General features: G+C 70.4%; 22 protein-coding genes. 6 read left to right on the top strand and 16 right to left on the bottom strand.

Annotation, left to right across the window (positions count from 1 at the left end):
- Positions 1–3 precede the first annotated feature (3 nt).
- From SMD20_RS16635 to SMD20_RS16610, 6 genes are all read right to left on the bottom strand, one after another.
- The gene (locus tag SMD20_RS16635) at positions 4–1,233 is read right to left on the bottom strand and encodes a cytochrome P450 (protein WP_329581564.1); all 1,230 of its coding nucleotides are present in this window, start codon (positions 1,231–1,233) and stop codon (positions 4–6) included.
- A 63-nt stretch (positions 1,234–1,296) separates the two neighbouring features.
- Positions 1,297–2,061 (bottom strand): ABC transporter permease, encoded by a 765-nt coding sequence (locus SMD20_RS16630; RefSeq protein WP_329581561.1) that lies wholly within the window; start codon positions 2,059–2,061, stop codon positions 1,297–1,299.
- A gap of 11 nt (positions 2,062–2,072) precedes the next feature.
- A complete protein-coding gene (locus tag SMD20_RS16625) occupies positions 2,073–2,837 on the bottom strand; it encodes an ABC transporter ATP-binding protein (RefSeq protein ID WP_329581558.1) in 765 nt (254 codons plus the stop codon).
- Positions 2,837–3,235: a DUF1048 domain-containing protein gene (locus tag SMD20_RS16620; RefSeq protein WP_329581555.1), complete on the bottom strand. Its 399-nt coding sequence runs from the start codon at positions 3,233–3,235 to the stop codon at positions 2,837–2,839. Before SMD20_RS16620 ends, SMD20_RS16625 begins: the two co-directional genes overlap by 1 nt.
- Complete coding sequence (locus SMD20_RS16615) at positions 3,232–3,567, bottom strand: PadR family transcriptional regulator (protein WP_329581552.1); 336 nt, start codon at positions 3,565–3,567, stop codon at positions 3,232–3,234. Before SMD20_RS16615 ends, SMD20_RS16620 begins: the two co-directional genes overlap by 4 nt.
- 121 nt (positions 3,568–3,688) lie before the next feature.
- Positions 3,689–4,591 carry a LysR family transcriptional regulator gene (locus SMD20_RS16610; RefSeq protein WP_329581549.1) on the bottom strand — a complete coding sequence of 301 codons (903 nt, stop codon included), beginning with the start codon at positions 4,589–4,591 and terminating at the stop codon, positions 3,689–3,691.
- 96 nt (positions 4,592–4,687) lie between these two features.
- Between SMD20_RS16610 and SMD20_RS16605 the strand changes: the two genes are divergently transcribed.
- Positions 4,688–5,062, top strand: a complete 375-nt coding sequence (locus tag SMD20_RS16605) for a YybH family protein (protein ID WP_329581548.1) — start codon at positions 4,688–4,690, stop codon at positions 5,060–5,062.
- 9 nt (positions 5,063–5,071) lie between these two features.
- Here the strand turns inward: SMD20_RS16605 and SMD20_RS16600 are convergent, their stop codons facing one another.
- Genes SMD20_RS16600 through SMD20_RS16585 form a run of 4 tightly spaced genes read right to left on the bottom strand, consistent with a single transcriptional unit; the run spans position 5,072 to position 10,329 of the window.
- Positions 5,072–5,305 (bottom strand): hypothetical protein, encoded by a 234-nt coding sequence (locus tag SMD20_RS16600; protein WP_329581543.1) that lies wholly within the window; start codon positions 5,303–5,305, stop codon positions 5,072–5,074.
- A gap of 10 nt (positions 5,306–5,315) precedes the next feature.
- Complete coding sequence (locus SMD20_RS16595) at positions 5,316–7,448, bottom strand: hypothetical protein (RefSeq protein WP_329581541.1); 2,133 nt, start codon at positions 7,446–7,448, stop codon at positions 5,316–5,318.
- Entirely contained in the window at positions 7,445–9,025 is a 1,581-nt protein-coding gene (locus SMD20_RS16590) for a peroxidase family protein (RefSeq protein WP_329581538.1), read from the bottom strand. The genes SMD20_RS16595 and SMD20_RS16590 overlap by 4 nt, the downstream gene beginning before the upstream one ends.
- 2 nt (positions 9,026–9,027) lie before the next feature.
- On the bottom strand, positions 9,028–10,329 hold the full coding sequence (locus tag SMD20_RS16585) for a cytochrome P450 (protein WP_329581535.1): 1,302 nt from the start codon (positions 10,327–10,329) through the stop codon (positions 9,028–9,030).
- 209 nt (positions 10,330–10,538) lie between these two features.
- Between SMD20_RS16585 and SMD20_RS16580 the strand changes: the two genes are divergently transcribed.
- Positions 10,539–11,498, top strand: coding sequence for an acyl-CoA desaturase (locus SMD20_RS16580; RefSeq protein WP_329581532.1), 960 nt, complete (start codon positions 10,539–10,541; stop codon positions 11,496–11,498).
- Here the strand turns inward: SMD20_RS16580 and SMD20_RS16575 are convergent.
- On the bottom strand, positions 11,495–11,887 hold the full coding sequence (locus tag SMD20_RS16575; RefSeq protein ID WP_329581529.1) for a hypothetical protein: 393 nt from the start codon (positions 11,885–11,887) through the stop codon (positions 11,495–11,497). The genes SMD20_RS16580 and SMD20_RS16575 overlap by 4 nt on opposite strands.
- 51 nt (positions 11,888–11,938) lie before the next feature.
- Here SMD20_RS16575 and SMD20_RS16570 point away from each other — a divergent pair, with 51 nt between their 5' ends.
- Complete coding sequence (locus SMD20_RS16570; protein WP_329581527.1) at positions 11,939–12,091, top strand: hypothetical protein; 153 nt, start codon at positions 11,939–11,941, stop codon at positions 12,089–12,091.
- 41 nt (positions 12,092–12,132) lie between these two features.
- Here the strand turns inward: SMD20_RS16570 and SMD20_RS16565 are convergent, their stop codons facing one another.
- On the bottom strand, positions 12,133–12,672 hold the full coding sequence (locus SMD20_RS16565) for a hypothetical protein (RefSeq protein WP_329581525.1): 540 nt from the start codon (positions 12,670–12,672) through the stop codon (positions 12,133–12,135).
- A gap of 132 nt (positions 12,673–12,804) precedes the next feature.
- Positions 12,805–13,506: an aspartate/glutamate racemase family protein gene (locus SMD20_RS16560; RefSeq protein ID WP_329581521.1), complete on the bottom strand. Its 702-nt coding sequence runs from the start codon at positions 13,504–13,506 to the stop codon at positions 12,805–12,807.
- A 222-nt stretch (positions 13,507–13,728) separates the two neighbouring features.
- Between SMD20_RS16560 and SMD20_RS16555 the strand changes: the two genes are divergently transcribed.
- Positions 13,729–15,507 carry an acetolactate synthase large subunit gene (locus SMD20_RS16555; RefSeq protein WP_329581518.1) on the top strand — a complete coding sequence of 593 codons (1,779 nt, stop codon included), beginning with the start codon at positions 13,729–13,731 and terminating at the stop codon, positions 15,505–15,507.
- Positions 15,508–15,587: 80 nt separating this feature from the next.
- Here SMD20_RS16555 and SMD20_RS16550 read toward each other — a convergent pair whose 3' ends face one another.
- A complete protein-coding gene (locus SMD20_RS16550; RefSeq protein ID WP_329581515.1) occupies positions 15,588–16,337 on the bottom strand; it encodes a DeoR/GlpR family DNA-binding transcription regulator in 750 nt (249 codons plus the stop codon).
- 130 nt (positions 16,338–16,467) lie between these two features.
- Here SMD20_RS16550 and SMD20_RS16545 point away from each other — a divergent pair, with 130 nt between their 5' ends.
- Positions 16,468–17,145 carry an NUDIX domain-containing protein gene (locus SMD20_RS16545; protein WP_329581512.1) on the top strand — a complete coding sequence of 226 codons (678 nt, stop codon included), beginning with the start codon at positions 16,468–16,470 and terminating at the stop codon, positions 17,143–17,145.
- Positions 17,142–17,753 carry a GNAT family N-acetyltransferase gene (locus tag SMD20_RS16540; RefSeq protein WP_329581508.1) on the top strand — a complete coding sequence of 204 codons (612 nt, stop codon included), beginning with the start codon at positions 17,142–17,144 and terminating at the stop codon, positions 17,751–17,753. Before SMD20_RS16545 ends, SMD20_RS16540 begins: the two co-directional genes overlap by 4 nt.
- Positions 17,754–17,914: 161 nt before the next feature.
- Here the strand turns inward: SMD20_RS16540 and SMD20_RS16535 are convergent, their stop codons facing one another.
- Together SMD20_RS16535 and SMD20_RS16530 are read right to left on the bottom strand one after the other, a co-directional pair.
- Positions 17,915–18,595 carry a TetR/AcrR family transcriptional regulator gene (locus SMD20_RS16535; RefSeq protein ID WP_329581506.1) on the bottom strand — a complete coding sequence of 227 codons (681 nt, stop codon included), beginning with the start codon at positions 18,593–18,595 and terminating at the stop codon, positions 17,915–17,917.
- Positions 18,596–18,724: 129 nt separating this feature from the next.
- Positions 18,725–20,710: a carbohydrate binding domain-containing protein gene (locus tag SMD20_RS16530; RefSeq protein WP_329581504.1), complete on the bottom strand. Its 1,986-nt coding sequence runs from the start codon at positions 20,708–20,710 to the stop codon at positions 18,725–18,727.
- Positions 20,711–20,847: the final 137 nt, after the last annotated feature.

The following is a 20,847-nucleotide window of genomic DNA, read 5'->3' as shown; positions in this document are numbered from 1 at the left end:
CCACTATACCCCAGGGGGTACCCTGGCCGCGTCCCAGGTGACCGGGAGGCTCTTGACCCCGTAGATGTCCGCCACCTCCGGGCGCAGCGCCACCTCCTCGGCCGGTACGGCCAGACGCAGCGTGGGGAAGCGGTCGAGCAGCGCGGGGAAGGCGACGCGCATCTCGACGCGGGCCAGCTGCTGGCCCAGGCACTGGTGGATGCCGTGGCTGAAGGCCAGGTGGCCGCCGTCCCGCCGGCGCAGGTCGAGGGTGTGGGGGTCGGGGAAGCGTTCGGGGTCGCGGTTGGCGGTGTTGAGGGACAGGACGACCATCGTGCCCGCCTCGATGGTCTGGCCGGCCAGCTCGACGTCTTCCACGGCGACCCGGAAGAACTGCTTGGCGACGGACAGGTAGCGCAGGAGTTCTTCGACGGCCTGGTCGATGAGGGTGGGGTCGTCGCGGAGGGCGGCGAGCTGGCCGGGGTTCTGGAGCAGGGCGAACGTGCCCAGGGCCAGCATGTTGGCGGTGGTGTCGAACCCGGCCGACAGCAGGATCAGGGCCATGCCCTGCAGCTCCTCGTCGGTCAGGTCGCTGTCGAGGAGGTCGCTGAGCACGTCGTCGGTGGGGTCGGCGCGCTTGGCGGTCACGAGTTCGGCGAGGTAGCGCTGGGTGGCGAGATAGGCGGCCATCACCTCTTCGTCGCCGGCCTCGCCGCCGAGGAACTTGTCGACGTTCTCCTGGAAGAAGGCCCGGTCCTCATCCGGTACGCCGAGCAGTTCGCAGATGACGATGGCGGGGATGGGCTTGGCGAAGGCGGTCACCAGGTCGGCGGTCGGGCCGGCCTGCTCCATGGCGTCCAGGTGTTCGGCGGTGATCTGCTCGACGCGTTCGGTGAGCAGCCGCATCCGGCGGACGGTGAACTTGCCGACCAGGGGCTTGCGGTAGCGGCCGTGCTGCGGTTCGTCCATGAGCAGGAACTCGCCGGGTGGGGCCGGGGGGACCTCGATGTCGCCGAAGTCGATGATCGGGTGGTGTTTCATGAGCTCCCTGCGGGAGCTGAACCGGGGGTCGGCCAGGATCGCGCGGGTCAGGTCGTAGCCGGTGACCAGCCAGCCCTGGTGTCCGTCGGGGAAGGGGAGGCGGCTGATCGGGCTCTGCGCGCGGGCCTCGATCAGCTCCTCCGGCGGGTCGAAGGGGCAGCCGGGCCGGCGGGTGGTGGGCATCGCGGCGATGGTGTGGGGGAAGTCGGCCATGATCTCTCCTTGATCGAGATATATCGCGTCTGAGGGCATGCGGGTTCTGCGTCGATGGATGTCTCAGGCGACCCTGCGGCGGTAGGTCCTCATGGCGAAGCCGTACGCGACGGCGAGGATGCCGACGCACCAGGCCAGCGCGACCCAGATGTCGTCGCCCACCGGCTGCCCGGCAAACAGGGCCCGGATGGCGTTGACGATCGAGGTCACCGGCTGGTTCTCGGCGAAGACGCGCAGCGGGCCGGGCATGGTGCCGGTGGGCACGAAGGCCGAGCTGAGGAAGGGCAGGAAGATGAGCGGGTAGGAGAACGCGCTCGCGCCCTCCATGGTCTTGGCCGACAGACCGGGGATGACCGCGATCCAGGTCAGGGCCAGGGTGAACAGGATCAGGATGCCGCCGACCGACAGCCACGCGAGCACGCCCGCGCTGGAGCGGAAGCCCATGAGCAGGGCCACCAGCGTCACGACGACGAGCGAGACGAGGTTGGCGATCAGCGAGGTCAGCACGTGTGCCCAGAGCACCGACGAGCGGGCGGTCGGCATGGACTGGAAGCGTTCGAAGATGCCGCCCTTCATGTCCATGAACAGCCGGTACGCGGTGTAGGCGATGCCGGAGGCGACCGTGATGAGCAGGATGCCGGGCAGCATGTAGTTCACGTACGACGAGCCGGATCCGGTGTTGATCGCGCCGCCGAACACGTAGACGAACATGAGCATCATGGCGATCGGCATGATCGCGGTGGTGATGATGGTGTCGGGGCTGCGCGTGATGTGGCGCAGGGACCGCCCCAGCAGGACGGTGGTGTCGCCGAAGAAGTGCTTGCTCATGATCGTGTTCCTTAGGCTTTGGTGCCGACGAGGGTGAGGAAGACGTCCTCCAGGGTCGGCTGCTTCTCGACGTACTCGACCTTGGCGGGCGGGAGGAGCTGCTTGAGCTCGGCGAGGGTGCCGTTGACGATGATGCGGCCCTCGTGCAGGATCGCGATCCGGTCGGCGAGCTGCTCGGCCTCGTCCAGGTACTGGGTGGTGAGCAGGACGGTGGTGCCCTGGGCGGCGAGCTCCTTGACGGCCTGCCACACCTCGATGCGGGCCTGCGGGTCGAGGCCGGTCGTCGGCTCGTCCAGGAAGATCACCGGCGGGTCGCCGATCAGGCTCATCGCGATGTCGAGGCGGCGGCGCATGCCGCCCGAGTAGGTGGCCACCTTCCGGCCTCCCGCGTCGGTGAGCGAGAAGCGGGCGAGCAGCTCGTCGGCGATTCCGCCCGGGTCCTTGAGATGCCGCAGGCGGGCGACCAGCACGAGGTTCTCCCGGCCGCTGAGGATCTCGTCCACGGCGGCGAACTGCCCGGTGAGGCTGATGGACTCGCGTACGTCCGTGGCCTGTGTGGCCACGTCGAAGCCGTTGACGCGGGCGGTGCCGGCGTCCGGCTTGAGCAGCGTGGACAGGATCTTCACGGCGGTGGTCTTGCCCGCCCCGTTGGAGCCGAGCAGGGCGAAGATGCTGCCCCGCGCCACGTCGAAGTCGACGCCGCGCAGCACGTGCAGGTCCTTGTAGGACTTCTCCAGGCCGTGCACCTGGATGGCGGGGGGTTGCTGGGTGGTCATCACTGTGTCCTGTCCTGTTCTGCGGCGCGGTCGATGGCGCTGGTGAAGCGCTCGCGCTCGCGTCTCCTGTACTGGCCGAGGGGGTAGTTGGCCATGAACGCCTCGGCGAACTCGATGGGGTCGTCCCCGAAGAGGTCGCGGATCGGGGTGCCGTCGGCCGCGCCCTGCTCGAACAGGTCGGCCAGGTCCTCGTACATCGTCATCGCCTCGGCCCCGTCGGCCGGCCCGAAGTGCATCAGGTAGCGCTCCAGGGCCTCGACCGCGAGGCGGTAGTTGTCGGGCAGCTGCTTGACCCGCGCCTTGTACTGCCGCCAGCGCTTCTTCTCGTCCAGGGGCCCGGTGAGGATCTCCAGGTAGTGCAGGTAGCGGCTCTTGGGCTCGCCGGATTCCGCGGTCATGTCTGCGGGCCTTCCTTGCGGAGTTGTTCGAGTCGTTCGGCGAGGAAGCTCCAGGTCTGCCAGAACTCCTCCAGGTACTCCCGCCCCTGGGCGTTGAGGGAGTAGACCTTGCGCGGCGGCCCCTTCTCCGACGGGACCTTCCGCACGTCGACCAGGCCGCGCTGCTCGATGCGGACCAGCAGGGCGTAGACGGTGCCCTCGGCGATGTCGGAGAAGCCCCGGTCGCGCAGCCAGGCCGTGATCTCGTAGCCGTAGGCGGGCCGGCGGCCCAGGATCGCCAGGACGATGCCCTCCAGCGTTCCCTTGAGCATCTCCGTCACGAGCTTGCCCATGGAACACCTCCTTCCGGCTACTCGGTATTGCTTACTACCGGTACAAAGTAACACTGACTACCAGTACCTAGCAACACCGAATAGCCGAAGGCGCAGGCTTCCCGGACGCCGCCTTCTTCTACTACCGGGCCTCCCGGTCCCGAGGCCGGGCGGAGAAGGCTCGGTGGCAGCAGCGCAGCGCCTCGCGTACCGCAGGGCTGCCGGTGTTTCTGCTGACCAGTGCGAGCAGGGCCGGGGCCTCGGCATCGTCGATGATCAGGGCGGTGAGCCGGTCCCGGTAATGCTGGGCCATGGACTGGCCGAGGATCGCCACCCCGAGCCCCCGTGCGGCCAGATCGGCGATGGCGTCGGGGGCACTGGCCTGCAGCGCGATCGCCGGTCGCACCCCCCGGGCGGCGCATGCCTCGTCGAACACCGTGCGCAACCCGGTGCCCGGCGGCATGCACACGATCGGGTTCCCGTCCAGGTCGCGGAGGGTGACGCGGTCCCGCGCCGCGAGGGGATGTCCGGGTGGGACCGCCGCGACGAGCCGTTCACTGGTGATCGCCGTCGCCTGCAGCCCGTCGGGGGTGGTGGTCGTGGTGCCGACGAGCGCCAGGTCGAGTGTGCCCGCGCGGACCCGCTCCACCAGCCGGTCGGAGCTGTCCTCGAGCAGCGTGATCTGTACGCCGGGATGCGCCGCGTGGAAGGCGGCCAGGGCGTCGAACAACGGCGTGACCGTACAGCCGATCACCATCCCGACCGTGAGGTGGCCGCGGATGAGCGCGGTCACCTCGCCCACCGCCTGGTCCACCGCGGCGGCGGCGGCGAGGGCGGCGCGGGCGTGTTCGAGCGCGGCCTTGCCGGCGGCGGTGAGCGTGGCCGCGCGGGCCGACCGGTCGAACAGCTCCGCGCCGAGCTCGCGTTCGAGCTGGCGGATCTGCGCGCTGACGCCGGACTGACTGATGTGCACCCGCTCGGCGGCGCGGGTGAAGCTGCGCTCCTCGGCGACCGCGACGAAGTACTCCAGTTGCCGCAACTCCATAACCAGAGATTCTAGCTTCCACAATATCTATCTGTTGGACTTCTGGTGAGCGACTCGACAGTCTGGAGGGCGGAGCCGGACAAGGAGACATGAAGCATGAGCAAGGATGAGAACGCCTACGAGAAGGCCATGCGGCCCGAGGACATCACCCGCCTGTTCGTCGAGCGGTCCAACGCCGGGGACGCGGCCGGGGTCGCGGCCCTGTACGAGGAGGACGCGGTGCTCGCCTATCCGCCGGGCAGCCAGACCGTGGGCCGCGCGGCGATCCAGGCGCTGTGGGAGAAGGTGCTGGCCGGACGCCCCCGCTTCGAGCCGGAGGCACCGCTGCCGACACTGGTCAGCGGGGATCTCGCGCTCACGTCGACCCCGCCCAGGGACGGCGCCGGAGCCCGGGCCCAGGTCGTACGACGCCAGCCCGACGGAAGCTGGCTGCGCGTGCTGGACCAGCCCGAGTTCGTCACCCCGAGCTGACAAGGCGTATCAGGGGCTCGCCGCGTCCGCGTAGCGGCTCAGGCGCTCCGCGGCGGTCTCCAGGTCGGCGGCGGCCGCCGCGCAGGCCGCGAGGTGGGCGGTCACCGACGCGTGCAGCCAGTCCGGCGCCCCGCCGCCGGCCTTCAGCCCGGCCTCGATCGCGCGTAGGCGGTCGGCGCAGGCGGCGAGGGCGCGGGCGTCCGCACGCAGGACTTCGGCGTGGGCGGCGATCTCGGCGGACATGGCTCCTCCGTCAGCCCGGCGGCACGGGGACGGCGGCGTCCCGGAGCGTCTGGCGGGTGGTGGCGGACAGGCACAGCAGCGGGCGGGCGCCGTCGAGCCCCAGCTCGCGGAGCCGGTCGGCCAGCGGGTGGGCCGAGCGCGGCTCGACGGTCAGCCGCAGCGACGGCGCCGCGTGCAGCCGGGCCCGCCCGCGGGTCCGTACGCAGGACCGCAGCACGGCGCCGGCCTCGCGGGCGTAGCCGACCAGGCCGGGATCGTTCAGGGGCAGTCCGGGCCCGAGCCGTCCACGCAGGGTGAGGATCAGGTCGGCGGTGAGGTGGGCGGTCCGGGCGCCGAGCCGGAGGTTCAGGGGCGTCAGGTACGTCTCGCCGCCCCACAGCCGCGGGCCGAGCGCGCGGACGATCGGGGTGTCGACGGCGGAGCCGACGAGGTAGCTGCCGGAGCGGCGCAGGTCCGCCGCCCGCAGCAGGTCGACGCAGCCAGGAGAACGGGAGCGCCGGCGGAACGGGCCGGGCACGACGACGCCGACCTGCAGCTCCGCGTAACCGCCCGCCGTGGTGTGCCGGTTCGTGGCGGCGTGCACGGCGACCAGCGCGCGGCCCGCCACCCGTACGGCGGGACCGAGCCCGGTGCCCTCCAGCAGGCCGGCCGCCACCGCCGGGTGCGCGGCGAAGTACGCCGTGAGCGCGTCGCCGTCAGGGCACCTGATCGGCAGCTCGACGCTTCCCTCGGGACCGTCGACGGCGCGGGTGGGCACGGTCAGGAAGGGGAACCCCTCCGGGTCGGGCGGGCGGTCGAACAGCAGGTACGCCTGGGACCGCACGACCCGCCCCCGGAACGGCGCGAGCCGCTCGTCGATGTGGTCGCGAGCCTCGGGCAGGTCGTCGGCGAGGTTGGCGCGGTAGTGGTCGATGCTGTGGCAGAGCGGGAACAAGTGGGTGGAATCGCCGTAGTCGACGACGTACCAGTCGGGGTGCAGGTCGAAGCAGGTGCCGGCGCCCTGCCCGTCGAGGGTGGGGATGATGTCGTGCTGGTTGGTGACGCTGGCCACCCAGGTGCGCGGGTCGGCGGGGCGTTTGAAGTCGACGGGCGAGCCGACGGCGACGGCGTGGGTGACCATGTGGCGGGCGCAGAAGCCGGGGTCCTGCGCCAGGTTCATGATCGCCGCTCCGCCCGCGCTGTGCCCGACGAGCGCCAGCTCGGCGCCCGGAGGCAGCCCGTAGTCGGCGACGGCCAGGGCGAGGGCGCGGCTGTAGGGGCTGCTGGCCAGGACGGCGCTGCTGAACGCGCCGAGCAGGTCCTGGGGCGACTCGCCGTCGGGATGTCCCATGCGCATGCCGGGCGCCTGGAGGACATGGCGGATCACCCCGTCGGGTCCTTCGACGCTCTGGATGAGGGCCCGACCGGTGGTGCCGAGCGCGCTGATGTTGTCCAGGAAGCCGAGCAGCGACCCCCGCGTGCACAGCCGGGCCGACTCGGCCGCGGTCAGCTCGATCCGGCGCGCGGCGCCTTCGCCGGTGTCGAGGACGGCGATGGCTCTGTTGCTCATCCCGGTGATCGGATCGGCGGTGGCGAAGCCCCTGCCGGTCGCGATGAGCCAGGCGGCGGCGTCGTTGAGCGGGTTCTCGTCCAGCAGCGCGCGCAGCGCGAGGACCTCGCCGAAGACCGGGGCGAGCTGGCTGAGCGCGCGCACCACGCCACGGTCCTTGAGCAGGGCGCGCAGGGCCCGGACGGCTTCCAGGTCCCGGTCGGCGGCGGCCGCGTCGATGAGCCTGGCGAGCATGGGGTCCCCGGTCAGCTCGGGGTGGGCGAGCGCCACGGCCGCCACGCGCAGGCGCAGCGACGTGGCCAGCACGCGTACGGCCAGGCTCTCGGCCCCCAGCATCGCGCCGGCCTTGGCGGCCGCGGTGGACAGCGGGCCGCCGCCGGTGAACGCGCACCCGAGGCCCTGGCCGTTCGTCGTGGCCCGCAGCAGCGCGCGGTAGGCGGGCCGGGCCGCCGAGGGCGCGTGCGGCAGGGCGCGCAGCAGCGCGCCGTCGGTGAGCGCGGCCGTGGCGTGGGCCGCCGCGTCCTGGATCGTGAGCGCGACGTCGACCAGCTCGCGGGCCGCGGCGCGCAACTGCCTGGCGTCCTGGCCGGTCATGGCCGGGTGCGCCGGGACATGCTGACCAGGCGGGGGGCCGGGTCCTCCGGCGTGTTGCGGTGCAGCACGTCCGACAGTGTGCGCGTGGCGGCGATGACCCGCATGCCCGCCGGGGAGAACGTGGCGGCGTTGAAGATCCGGGGAGCCAGCAGCGGGTTGGTGAGCGCCTGGGAGAAGGCGTCGATAGCGATGATCTTGGTCAGCAGCGGAGGCAGGATCGCGGCGGGGGACCCGGGTTCCTCGGCGAACAGCCCGACGTACAGGTCGACGTCGTCCACGCCGCGGTAGAGCTCGCGCAGCGCGCCGCTGACCCGCCGGTCGCCGGAGATCTGCTCGAAGGCACGCACTCTGGGGAAGCGGCAGTGCTCGCGGTAGCTGTTGTACGGGGCCAGGTCGAGCGCCCGGGAGTCGGCGATGCTGGACACGTCGATCTCGCCCAGGACGGGGTCGGTGTTGAACAGGCCGATGCGGCCGGCCCGCTGGCAGGAGGCGTCCTCGAACAGCCGCCCGAGGCCGGGGCCGGGGATCAGCGCGCTGCCGAAGAAGGTCTCGGCCATCGGCAGCTCGCGCCCGCCCACCGCCAGGTGGGACGGGATCAGGCTGTGCCAGCGGTAGACGAGATTGAACTCCACCGAGGCCCAGTTCTGCCGGTGCCAGGGCGCGTGGTCCAGCCGCGCCGGCAGCCCCGGGTCCAGGGTGAACCGGAAGTGGTAGGGGGTGATGTGGTTGATGTACTCCTCGACGACCAGTTTGATCAGCAGCACGATGAGGATGTTGCGGGCCGTCTGGAACAGCCGCTCGTCATCCCAGCGCGGATGTTCGCGGGCGAGCAGCCGCGCCACCCGGTTGTGCTCGCGCAGGAACAGCACCGTGAGCATGGTGAAGCCGATCTGGCCGTTGCCCCGGTCGCTGCCGGTGGCGAACAGCGTGTCGCGCTGCGCGCCGGAGAGCCGGTCGAAGCGGATGACGCTCAGCGGGGCGAACTCCGGCTTGATCGCGCCGTTCTCGCACAGGTAGGGCGGGAACTCGCCGCCGTTGATCAGCTGACTCTTGAGCAGCCCGCCGTCGAACGTGCGCAGCGCGGCCGTCGCCGCCTCGTTGAGCCCGTACACCTGGTTGAGGTCGATGTGATGGTTGGAGCTGTTCTTGCGCGGGTCGCGCGGGATGTTGGTGTCGCCGCGCAGGAAACCGTCGGTGAACCATTGGGCGAAGTACGCGAAGAGCACCGTGGAGCGCGGGCACGGGATCATGGACTCGCCGCGGGCGAACAGGCCGCCGGCGATCTCGGGAGTGGGCCGGTTCCCCTCGCGGGCGGGGACCGGGGGCAGGTGCCTGCCGCTGTAGGTGCGATCGGTCAGGGAGGCCCACGAGGTGTAGCCGGCCATGGTGCTCAGCGGCTCGGGGCGCGGCGGCATCTCGCGGACCGCGTGGTCGATCAGCGAGGCGTTGATCCGGCTCCGGAGCGGCCGGCTGGTCTGCAGGAGGTCCCACAACGGCCGGCCGTTGGTCAGGGCCAGGAACCTGAGCCGGTTGACGAGGCCGTCCGTGGCGATGCTGCGTGCTCGGCTCCGCGCCATCGTCAGCCTTCCCGCCCCTCGGCGCCGAGCCCGAGCTCGAAGGCGTCGGGGAAGATCCCGAGCGTCCGCTCGACCCGGCCCGCGGGTGGCGGCAGCGGACGGACGCCGGGACGCAGCAGCAGGCGGCGTACGGTCTCGGCGATCACCGGCCCGGCCACGTGCACGCCGAGACAGGCGTGATGCCCGGAGCCGAAGAACAGCTGATGGTGGCGCGGGCGGTCGAGGCGGAACTCGTCGGGCTCCGGCACCACGTCCGCGTCGAACATGGCGGAGGCCGGTGCCGCGAGCACGAACGTGCCCGCGGGGATCACCGTGCTGCGCGGGGTGCCGGCGGCCAGGACGTGGTCGCGCTCGCACAGCCGGGGGAGCAGCTTGAAGAACGGGCTGAACCGCAGCGCCTCCCAGACGTACGGATCGAACCGCTCGGGGTCCTCGGCGGCGGCCGTGGCCTCCGCGAGCACCATCGGGCGCAGCAGGAGCTGCTCGACCGCCTCGGCCATGGCACCCGGCGCGCTCTCCACGAAGCCCAGCGGCAGCCCGGCCATGTTGGTCACGATGCGGTCGTCGGTCACGCCGGCCCCGGGCGGCAGGGAGGAGCGGACGAGGCGGGCGAAGACGTCGTCGGGAAGGTCTCGTCCGGCCCGCAGCGTGGCCCGCAGCTCGGCGAGGCGGTCCCGCAGATGGGCGACCAGCTCGGCGCCCGCCGCGACGGACGCGGCCTGGAGGTCGGGATCGCCGAGGAAGTTGGCGAAGCCGTCGGTGACGATGGCCCGCGTCCACCGGCCCAGGGTCTGCGGATCGGGGCCGGGAACGCCGAAGTAGCGCGCGGACACGCCGAGGGCGACGGGGCGGAACAGCCCGCCCACGGCTTCGATGCGCCCGTCCGGCCAGGCGGCGTCGAGCAGCTCGTCGGCGAGGCGGCCGGCCAGCTCGCGCACGCCGGCCGCGTCCCGCGGGTCGAGCATGAGCTGCATCAGGCCCTTCTCCCGCCAGTTCATCGGCGTGGCGTCCCTGGCCAGCATGAACGGCGCGCCCAGCGCGGCGTCGAGGCGCGGGCCGAAGGCGCGTACCGAGAAGACCTCCTCGTGGGAGAGCACCTCGACGACGTCGGCGAAGCGGGTCACCACCGTGAAGGCGGGGGTGACGAAGACGGGACACCGCTCGCGCAGCTCGGCGAACAGGCTCCGCCAGTCGGTGCGCATCCACTCCCGGACCAGGCCGAACGCGGCCATCGGGTCCCTGGCCAGCGCCTCCTCGTATCTCTCCAGATGGCCGCCCGTGGTCGCCTGTTCGACAGCACCCATTCCGTGGACCCTTCCGCCAGGTGTCGGAGTGTGAAGCGATGATCACGTTGTGCAATCACAATCTAGATCACCCCTTTTCTCATGGCAGCCGAGTCCACGGTTTTGCTTCCTCAGAGTAATCATTCCGTTACTGTCAGGGCATTGCCGCACTCCGTGGGCCTGGCCTTTGAATAAGGAGCCTGATCGTCCTGAACCGCCCGGGAGGAAACGTGACCTCACCCATGCCGCGGCCGGCCACGGCGGAGACGGTGACGGTCACCACCGGCCGTCGCCTCGCCTACCTGGTCGTCCTGGTGCTCCTGCCCGTGGTGCTGCTGGCCCTCGCGGTGCCGGCCGCCTGGGGCTGGGGCGTCGGTCCCCGCGACCTGGTCATCGCGGTCGTGATGTACCTGGTGAGCATCTTCGGGATCGCGATCGGCTACCACCGCCTCTTCACCCACCGCGCCTTCAAGGCCAACCGGGCGCTCAGGATCGCGCTCATGCTGGCCGGCGGCATGGCCGTCGAGGGCCCGCTCACGCTGTGGGCGGCCGAGCACCGCCGCCACCACAAGTACGCCGACCGCGAAGGCGACCCGCACTCGCCGTGGCGCTACGGCGACAGCGGCCTCGCGCTGCTGCGCGGCATGCTGCACGCCCACATCGGCTGGTTCTACACGGCCCGGCGCCGCTCCAGCCGCCGGCACTGGGTGCCGGACCTGCTGAACGACCCGGACGTGCGACGCTTCGACGCCGCCTACCCAGCGGTCGTCGTCCTGTCGTTCGCGCTCCCGGCCGCCGCCGGCGGGCTGTGGTCGATGTCGTGGCAGGGCGCGTGGAGCGCGCTCCTGTGGGGCGGCCTGGTCCGCTACGCCGTGGTGCACCACGTCACCTGGTCGGTGAACTCGATCGCCCACACCTTCGGCGACCGCCCGTTCCGCACCAGGGACCGTTCGTCGAACGTGTGGTGGGTGGCGATGCTGACGCTCGGCGAAGGCTGGCACAACTGGCACCATGTGGAGCCGACCTGCGCCCGGCACGGCGTGCTGAGGGGCCAGCTCGACCCCAGCGCGCGGCTGATCCGCTGGTTCGAGCGGGCGGGCTGGGCCCACGGCGTGCGCTGGCCGAGCGCCGACCGGCTGACGACCCTCCGCGCGGCGGCCCGGACGTCGCCGGCCGAGCCGTCACTCTAGTTGGTCTCGGCGACCCAGTCGGCGATGAAGACGCTGACGTGCGGCAGGTGGTCCAGGCCGATGTGCTCGGTCGCGCCCTCCTCCGGGGTGAAGACGCGCAGCTCCCGCTTGGGGAAGTTGACCGCCTGGTCGTGGGAGCGGTGGGCGTACTCCAGGGGGATCTGCCGGTCGTTCGCGCCGTGCGCGACGAGGAACGGCACGGTGATCCGCTCGACGACGCCTTCCAGGTTCATCCCGTCGGCGAAGTCGATGAACTCCTTCAGGTCGGTGTGGCCCCACACCCACAGGACGTGCTCCCAGTAGTGCGGGACGGGCCGCTCGCCCTCCCGTTCCAGCCTGCGGCGCTGCACCGACGTCGCGGCAGGGGTGCAGACCGTGGCCGAGGCCAACGGCTCGCGTACTTGGTCGACCGCGTCAGGGTGGGCGAAGGGCGTCCTCAGGTGTACGGCACGCAGTACCGGCAGACCGCCGAAGGCGGGTTCGGCCCGCACCCCATCGAGGATCCCGAGCACCTTGACGAGCGCCGCGCCGAGGTGGGGCTGGAGCCGCACGCTGAGTGCGACCGGCGCATGCGCCAGTACGAGCAGGGCTGAGAACGGCGTCCTCCTCCGAGCGCCGGCGGCTCGGATGCGGCTCAGACGATGGTGAGCGTCGTCAGCCCGGTCGCTTTCGTGAACCCGGTGGTGAGGCACTGCAGCAACCCCGGCTGCACGAGCGTGACGGTCTGCACCGCGGACGCGCCCTGGAAACGGCCTTGCACGACGGTGCCGGTGAACGTCGTGACGACCTGTCCGGCCGCGGCGGTGCTGCTGCCGGTGCCTTCGATGACGCTGCTGTCACCGGTGTTCCACTCGACGACCCGCCGGCCCTCGAACCCGTCGAAGAGGTCGGTGCAGCCGACGAAGAGGGTGAACTGCTCCCCGTACGTCCCGCTCGTCACCTGGCCCGTGCCGCCGAGACAGGAGCTGAACCGCCCGCTCACCGTGATCTCGATGTTCTGCGGCGTGAAGGTGACCCCCGGGCTGTAGGTGACGGTCTCGCTTCCCTGGCACTGCGTGGGCACGGTCGCGTGGGCGGGCCGCATGGCCGGGACGACCATGACGAGGGCGGCGACGGCCAGGAGGGCCGTCAGGACGCGGATGCCTCGGCTCTGCCGAGAGGAACGAGGGGCCACCGGGGTTCTCCCTGATGAACGGAACCATTGGAGCTACGAAGACATGACAGCCCCCATCGTCGGCTCCTCGATATGGCCATGAAGGTTGCAGATTCGTACCTTGTCAACACGCTGGGTGACATCTCCGGCGGGTCAGACCGGCACGCCGAGGGCCAGTTCGACGGCCGTCTCGACGTGGATGCGGGTGGAGTCGAACACCGGGACGGGGCTGTCGGCGGGGCCGACCAGCAGGGTGATCTCGGTGCAGCCGAGGATCACCCCCTGCGCGCCGCGCCGGGCGAGGCCGGCGATGATGCGCCGGTACTCCTCGCGGGAGGAGTCCTCGACGCGGCCCTGGGTCAGCTCCTGGTAGATGACGTCGTGGACGATGGTGCGGTCGGGCTCGTCCGGCACCATGACTTCGACGCCGTGGTGGCGCATGCGGTCGCGGTAGAAGTCCATCTCCATCGTGAAACGGGTGGCCAGCAAGCCCACCGTGGTGATCCCCGCCGCGGCGACCCGGCGCGCGGTGGCGTCGACGAGGTGCACGAACGGCACCTCGACGGCCGCCTCGATCGCGTCGGCCACCCGGTGCATGGTGTTCGTGCACAGCAGCACCATGTCGGCGCCCGCCCGTTCCAAGGTGATGGCCGCATCGGCGAGGGCGTGCGCGGCGTCGTCCCATCGTCCTTCGCGCTGCATCGCCTCGATGTCGGCGAAGTCGACGGTCAACAGGATGCTCTTGGCGCAGTGGTGCCCGCCCAGGCGCTCGCGGATCTCTTCGTTGAGGAGCCGGTAGTACTCGGCGGAGGATTCCCAGCTCATGCCGCCCAGCAGGCCGATCGTTCGCATCATGGTCCGATCGTGCCGGACGGGGCCCGCTCATAGGTAGCCCTGTGCTTTTTGGCTGACCCCCAAGCCGTACTTATGGCACACGTAGTTGACGTTGAGGCGTTCTGAGCGGCTATGGTGTGGATCATGCTTCGCAGTGAACTCCTCGTAGTACTTCGCCGGCGCCCAGGCCGATAGCGAAGCACGACGACCTGCGCGCCGCCCCAGACCCACCGCTCCGGTGGGATGGGGCATTTTTTATGCCCGCGATCGAGCAGCCACGTGAGGAACGAGTCGATGACTGAACGGATGACAGGTGCACAGGCCCTGGTCAGGGCGTTGGAAGGGATGGGAGTGGACACCGTGTTCGGGATCCCCGGCGGCAATGTTCTGCCCGCCTACGATCCCCTCTACGACTCGGTCAAGGTGCGGCACGTGCTCGTCAGGCACGAGCAGGGCGCCGGGCACGCGGCCGAAGGATACGCGCAGGCCACCGGCAAGGTCGGCGTGTGCATGGCGACCAGTGGCCCCGGCGCGACGAACCTGGTGACGCCGATCGCCGACGCGTTCATGGACTCCGTGCCGATCGTGGCGATCACGGGGCAGGTGGCCTCGCCGATGATCGGCACGGACGCCTTCCAGGAGGCCGACATCTCCGGCATCACCATGCCGATCACCAAGCACAACTTCCTGGTGACCGATCCCGGTGACATCGCCCGTACGATCATGGAGGCGTTCCACATCGCCTCCACCGGCCGCCCCGGCCCCGTCCTGGTGGACATCACCAAGGACGCGTTGCAGGCCGAGACCACGTTCTCGTGGCCGCCGGTCATGCAGTTGCCCGGCTACCGCCCGGTGACGCGGCCGCACTCCAAGCAGATCCGCGAGGCGGCCAAGCTGATCGCCGAGTCGCGGCGGCCGGTCCTGTACGTCGGCGGCGGCGTCCACAAGGCGCGGGCATCGGCCGAGCTGCTGCAGTTCGCGGAGCTGACGAACATCCCGGTCGTGACCACCCTGATGGCCCGGGGATCCTTTCCCGACGGTCATCCGCAGCACTTGGGCATGCCCGGCATGCACGGCAGCGTCGCGGCGGTCGGCGCGCTGCAGCAGTCCGATCTGATCATCGGGCTGGGTGTGCGGTTCGACGAGCGGGTGACCGGTGACCTGTCGACGTTCGCGCCGTACGCGAAGGTCGTGCACGCCGACATCGACCCGGCCGAGATCTCCAAGAACCGCCACGCCGACGTGCCGATCGTCGGCGACTGCAAGGAGGTCCTGATCGACCTCATCGCCGCCGTCCAGAAGGGCGACCATGACGAGTGGTGGCGGCTGCTCGACGGCTACAAGACGACCTATCCGCTGGGCTACGAGCAGTTCGAGGACGGCTCGCTGGCCCCGCAGTACGTGATGGAGCGCTTGAGCGCGATCGTCGGGCCGGACGCGTACTACGTGGCCGGCGTCGGCCAGCACCAGATGTGGGCTGCGCAGTTCATCGACTACGAGAACCCCGGCACGTTCATCAACTCCGGCGGCGCCGGCACGATGGGCTTCGCCGTCCCGGCCGCGATGGGCGCCAAGATGGGCCGCCCGGAGAGCACGGTCTGGGCCATCGACGGCGACGGCTGCTTCCAGATGACCAACCAGGAGCTCGCCACCTGCGCCCTGGAAGGTGTGCCGATCAAGGTCGCCGTCATCAACAACGGCAACCTCGGCATGGTCCGCCAGTGGCAGACGCTCTTCTACGACGAGCGTTACTCCAGCACCGACCTGCAGGCGACGCGCCGGATCCCGGACTTCGTGAAGCTGGCCGACGCCTATGGCTGTGTGGGCCTGCGGTGCGAGCGCCCGGAAGACGTGGACGACGTGATCAGGAAGGCCATGGAGATCAACGACGTGCCCGTCGTGATCGACTTCGTCGTCCACCAGGACGCCATGGTGTGGCCGATGGTCCCGGCAGGCACCGGCAACGACGACATCAAGATCGCCCGGGACATGGCGCCGAAGTGGGAGAACGCGGATGAATAGCCACATACTGCGGCACCCGTACGACGAAAGACCGGGATCACAGGGAAACGTGCACGATCATGCAGGCGGCACCGCGGTGTTCAGGTGGCCTGGATGACCGGCACGCCGAGCGCCCGCACCGTGGCGTCGCCCGCGTCGGCATCGGTGACGACGCCGGCCACCTGCGTCAGCGGCATGACGGCGAACCGGGACGCCGCGCCGATCTTCTCCGAGCTCGCCAGCACGTAGGTGTCGGCGGCCTGCCGTGCGAGGGCGCGTTTCATCGCGGCCTCGTCGGCGTCGTCCGTGGTCAGTCCGGTCTCGGGGTGCACGCCCGTCACGCCGAGCAGGAAGAGGTCGGCGTTGACCCCGCGGGCCGCCTCCACCGCCGCCGCGCCGCAGGACACCATCGAGTGCTTGAACAGTCGCCCGCCGATCAGGTAGACCTCCACGTCGTGGTGGCCGGCAAGTGCGCCGGCCACGGTCGGGCTGTGGGTGACGACGGTGGCGCGCAGGTCGAGCGGGAGAGCGCGGGCGACCGCGAGAGCCGTGGTGCCGCCGTCGAGGATCGCGGTGCTGCCGGGCTCGATGAGTGTGGCCGCGGCCGCGGCCACGCGCTGCTTGCCGGGAACCTCGACTCCCTGGCGGGTGGCGTAGTCGGCGATCGCGGGGGAGGCGGGCAGCGCGCCGCCGTACACGCGCTGGCACAGGCCGGCCGCGGCCAGGTCGCGCAGGTCGCGGCGGATGCTGTCCTCCGACAGGCCGAGTTCGGCGGCGAGGTCCTTGGCGATGATCCGGCCGTCCCTCTGGAGGCGTGCCAGCAGCAGGTCCCTGCGTTGCGCGGCCAGCATGCGCGTTTCTCCTTGCTTGTTCCGATTTTTTCCCATTATAGTTTTGCCACGTGATGATTCCTATGGCAAGCCCTCACCGGCCGGGAGGCGGCCCTGCCCGTCCCCGGTGCGTCCCCGCCGGCGCGGCGTCGTGACCGCGGGACTCGACACACCGGACCGCCGCGGCCGCACCGGCCTGGACCAGGCGGGACGCGACCTCACCGGCAACCCCCGGGTCCGGGTGCGCGACGTGCGGCTGCTGTCCTGCAACTGGTACGTGCTGCGCACCACCACCTTCGACTACCGGCACGCCGACGGTCGCTGGAGCACGCAGGAACGCGAGACCTACGACCGCGGCAACGGCGCGACGGTCCTGCTGTACGACGTCGCCCGCCGTACCGTCCTGCTGACCCGCCAGTTCCGCTACCCCGCCTACGTCAACGGGCACGCCGACGGCATGCTGCTGGAGACCGCCGCCGGCCTGCTCGACGACGAGAGCCCGGAGGCGGCCATCCGCCGCGAGGCCGCGGAGGAGACCGGCCACGCGATCGGCGAGGTCGAGCACGTCTTCACCGTCTACATGAGCCCCGGCTCGATCACCGAACGCCTGCACTTCTACGCCGCCCCCTACGACTCCACCACCCGCACCTCGCGCGGCGGCGGGATCGCCGAGGAGGGCGAGGACATCGAGGTCGTCGAGCTCGGCTTCGACCACGCCCTCCGCCTCGTCCGCGACGGCGGCATCGCCGACGCCAAGACCATCATGCTGCTGCAGTGGGCCGCGCTGCACGGTCCCTTCTCCCCTGAGACGGAGGATCTGACCCGGTGAACGTTCCCATCCTCCTGCCGCCGGCCGAGCTGCGCACCGCGCGGCTGCTGCTGCGCCCCTGGCGCCCCTCGGACCTGGAGCCCTTCGCCGCGCTCAACGCCGACCCGTCCGTCATGGAACACTTCCCCGCCACGCTCGGCCGCGCCGAGAGCGACGCGTTCGCGGCCGCCAGTGACGACGCGATTGCCCGCCAGGGCTGGGGACGCTGGGCGCTGGAGCTCCGGGAAACCGGCGAGTTCATCGGCTTCACCGGCCTGCACCGGCCCGCGTTCGAGGCGCCGTTCCTGCCGGCCGTCGAGATCGCCTGGCGGCTGAGCCGCCGGGCCTGGGGCCACGGGTACGCCACCGAAGCCGCCACCGCCGCGCTCGATTTCGCCTTCGACCGCCTCGGCCTGGAGGAAGTGGTCTCCTTCACCGCGACGGTCAACACGCGTTCCAGCGCCGTCATGGAACGCCTCGGCATGATCCACGACTCCGCCGGCGACTTCGACCATCCGGTCCTGCCGCCCGGTCACCGGCTCCGCCGCCATGTGCTGTACCGCCTGACCGCGGCCCATTGGCGCGACCGCCGTCCGGCGTCATCCGGTCGCCCTGGGCCGGGCCGATAGCCGTACCAGGTTTTCCGCGCTAGTCGGTGACCCTGCCATGCGCACGTAGGCGTACGGCCCTCGGGGACAAGGGCCTTCCTACACGCCTGGTTCAGTGTGGCGGTGATGGCTTTCGCCGAACTCGGACCTGTCCGGACGCCGGCCTTGCGTGGATGATGGTGTCAGCCCTTGCCGCTGTCACCGTTCGCCGAGGCCCGTCGCGCGTTCGGTGGAGGAGGGGGGAGGGTGAGGACCGCGCGGACCGCGGTGCGCAGGCGTTCACGGCAGTCCTCCGTGACCACGGGCTTGCCGTCAGCGGTTGGGGCGGTCAGGGCACGGCGGAACAGCGCCGTGGGGAGGTCGACCACGCACACCGTGATCACCTCGACGCCGGCCCCGTCGGCGCGGCCCCAGAGCCCCTGCGACAGGCGGATCAGCAGCGCCACCAGCCGTTTGTCCAGGGCGAACATCGCCTCGGTCAGTGCCTCGGGCACTTCGGGACCGAGGAGCTGATCGCGGCGCACCGATACGAGCATGCGGGCCGCGGCCGGCCGGCGGTCGGCGAACACCGCGGGCGTCCCCGCCACAGCCACCACCGCCTCGGCCGCCGCGTCGGGGCCGCCGGCTTCGTACACGGCGTCGGCGAGTTCGGTCTGCAGGTCGAGGAACTCTCCCGCGGCCCTCAGCCACAGTCGCCCGAGCAGCACGGGCAGGGAGCCGAACGCGTGATAGATGGCTCCGTTCGACACTCCGGAGGCGGCCGCGAGCCCTCGCACGGTGAACCGCTCGGGGCCGTGGTCGGCCACCAGACGCTCGGCGACGTCCAGCAACTGATCAAGATCATGGGTGCGGGGCCGAGCCATCCTCCTAAGCTAGCAGAGCGCATGCTCCGCAACGCTGGCGGCGTCGTGCGGGTGCACGGCTCGAGCCCGGACGCCCCTGCTTCCGGAACGGGAACAGGGGCGTTGTCGTTCGTGCTGGGGTGTCTGGGATCAGTTTCCGCAGGGGTTGGCGGCGTTGGCGGTGGCGGCGCCGTCCTTGACGGTGGAGATGCCGGTGCTGAGGGTGTAGTCGTTGCCGTTGTTGTTGTCCCAGGTTCCTGCGCCGTTGTTGAAGGCGGCTTTGAAGGTGGTGGCGTTGCCGAGGGTGATGGTCTTCTTCTTCCAGCCGGTGCAGGCGGTTTCCATGGGTACGCCAGGGACTGTGGTCCAGGTGCCGTTGATGCCGTAGTGGATGTTGGCCGTGGTCCAGCCCGTCTTGTAGTAGACGGTCGCGGTGTCGGTGGAGCTCGAACCGCAGGGGTTGGCGGCGTTGGCGGTGACGATGCCGTCCTTGACGGTGGAGGTGCCGGTGCTGAGGGTGTAGTCGTTGCCGTTGTTGTTGTCCCAGGTTCCTGCGCCGTTGTTGAAGGCGGCTCTGAAGGTGGTGGCGTTGCCGAGGGTGATGGTCTTCTTCTTCCAGCCGGTGCAGGCGGTTTCCATGGGTACGCCAGGGACTGTGGTCCAGGTGCCGTTGATGCCGTAGTGGATGTTGGCCGTGGTCCAGCCCGTCTTGTAGTAGACGGTGGCTTCCTTGTCGTTCGGCTGGGGGGTTGAGCCGGTGTGGATGGCGACCGCGCTCTTGCCGGGCACGGTGACCGTCGCCCTGCCGCCGGCGTCGACCGTCACCGTGCCGTTGCCCGCCACGTTCGGGTACGTCCCGGCAGGCAGGCCCGTGGTGAAGGTCTGGGTGACGGCGCCGCCCTCGTTGTTGATGGCGATCCAGCCCTTGTCGCCGCGGCTGAAGGCGATCAGGTTGTTTCCGTTGTCGGTCCAGTTGGCGACGTTGGTGCCCTTGACGGCGTTGTGGAAGCGCACCATGCCGGAGACCTGCCGGTCGAAGCAGGTCCACTGGCCGTTGGAGCAGTTGACGTCAGTGGCGTAGCCGCCGTTGGCCGAGGGTGGGCCCGCCTCGCTGTTGTTCCAGGTGTACGAGGCGTACACCTGGGGGGTGCCGAACGGCCAGGCGAGCATGAAGAAGTTGGCCAGCTTGTACGTGTCGCCGTTCTTGTAGGTGAGCGTGGAGCCGCCCCGTTCGGTGTCGTGGTTGTCGACGAACACCACGGCCTTGTCGCCGGGCACCGACAGACCCCAGCTTTCCCCGAAGGTGCGGAGGTTCTTGATCTGGCCGGTGAACTGTTCCCGCAGCTTACGGCCGAACACGAACTCGTCGACGTCGCCGACGCCGGTGTATTGGCTCGGCTGGACGGCCTCCTGATCGCCTTGGATGACCTCCTGGTGGATGTAGGGCGACCCGATGAGCCTCGACTTGATCGCGGACAGGTCGCCGGGGTGGATGTGCTTGGCGGCGTCGATGCGGAAGCCGGACACACCGAGCGAGGTCAGCTTGTTCATGTAGTCGGCGATCTTGCCCCGGACGTACTCGGACCCGGTGTTCAGGTCCGACAGGCTCACCAGCTCGCAGTTCTGGATCCGCCAGGCGTCGTTGCGGTAGTCGCCCTGGTTGATCTGGCAGGTGGGCTGGTGGAAGTCCTGGGAGGAGTAGAGCCCCGGGTAGTTGTACTTGCTGAAGCTGTAGCCGCCGTAGCTGGTGGCGCCCTGACCGGTCATGTGGTTGATGACCGTGTCCACCTGGACCTTCACGCCGGCGCCTCTGCAGGTGTCGACCATGCGCTTGAACGCGGCCTCGTCGCCGAACTTGCTGGTCAGCTCGTAGCGGGCGGGCTGGTAGATGTCCCACCAGACCGAGCCGCCCTTGGTCATCGAGTCCTGGGGCGGTGACACCTGCACGGCGCCGTACCCGGCCGGGCCGAGTACTTCGGTGCACTCCCTGGCCACCGAGTTCCAGCTCCAGTTCCACAAGTTGGCGATCACGCCGACGTCGGAGGCGGCGTGGGCGGGGGCCTGGCCCAGTACGGGCACGGCGATGCCGCTCGCCGCCGCTAATGCGGTGGCGAGGATTGCTTTGTAGAGTTTCATGCGGGGATCTCCAGAAACGTGAGGATGGGGTCCCATCAACGGGCTGGGTGGGCCAACACCCGGCCCGTTTCACTTTCGGGGCTGTTTGCGGCGGACTGATGCGTTCGCCGGCGGTGCTCTGGCAGCACCATGGGGGA

This window comes from Nonomuraea sp. LP-02, assembly GCF_036289125.1.
Taxonomy (GTDB): Bacteria; Actinomycetota; Actinomycetes; order Streptosporangiales; family Streptosporangiaceae; genus Nonomuraea; species Nonomuraea bangladeshensis.
This window is presented reverse-complemented; position numbering and strand designations above follow the sequence as displayed.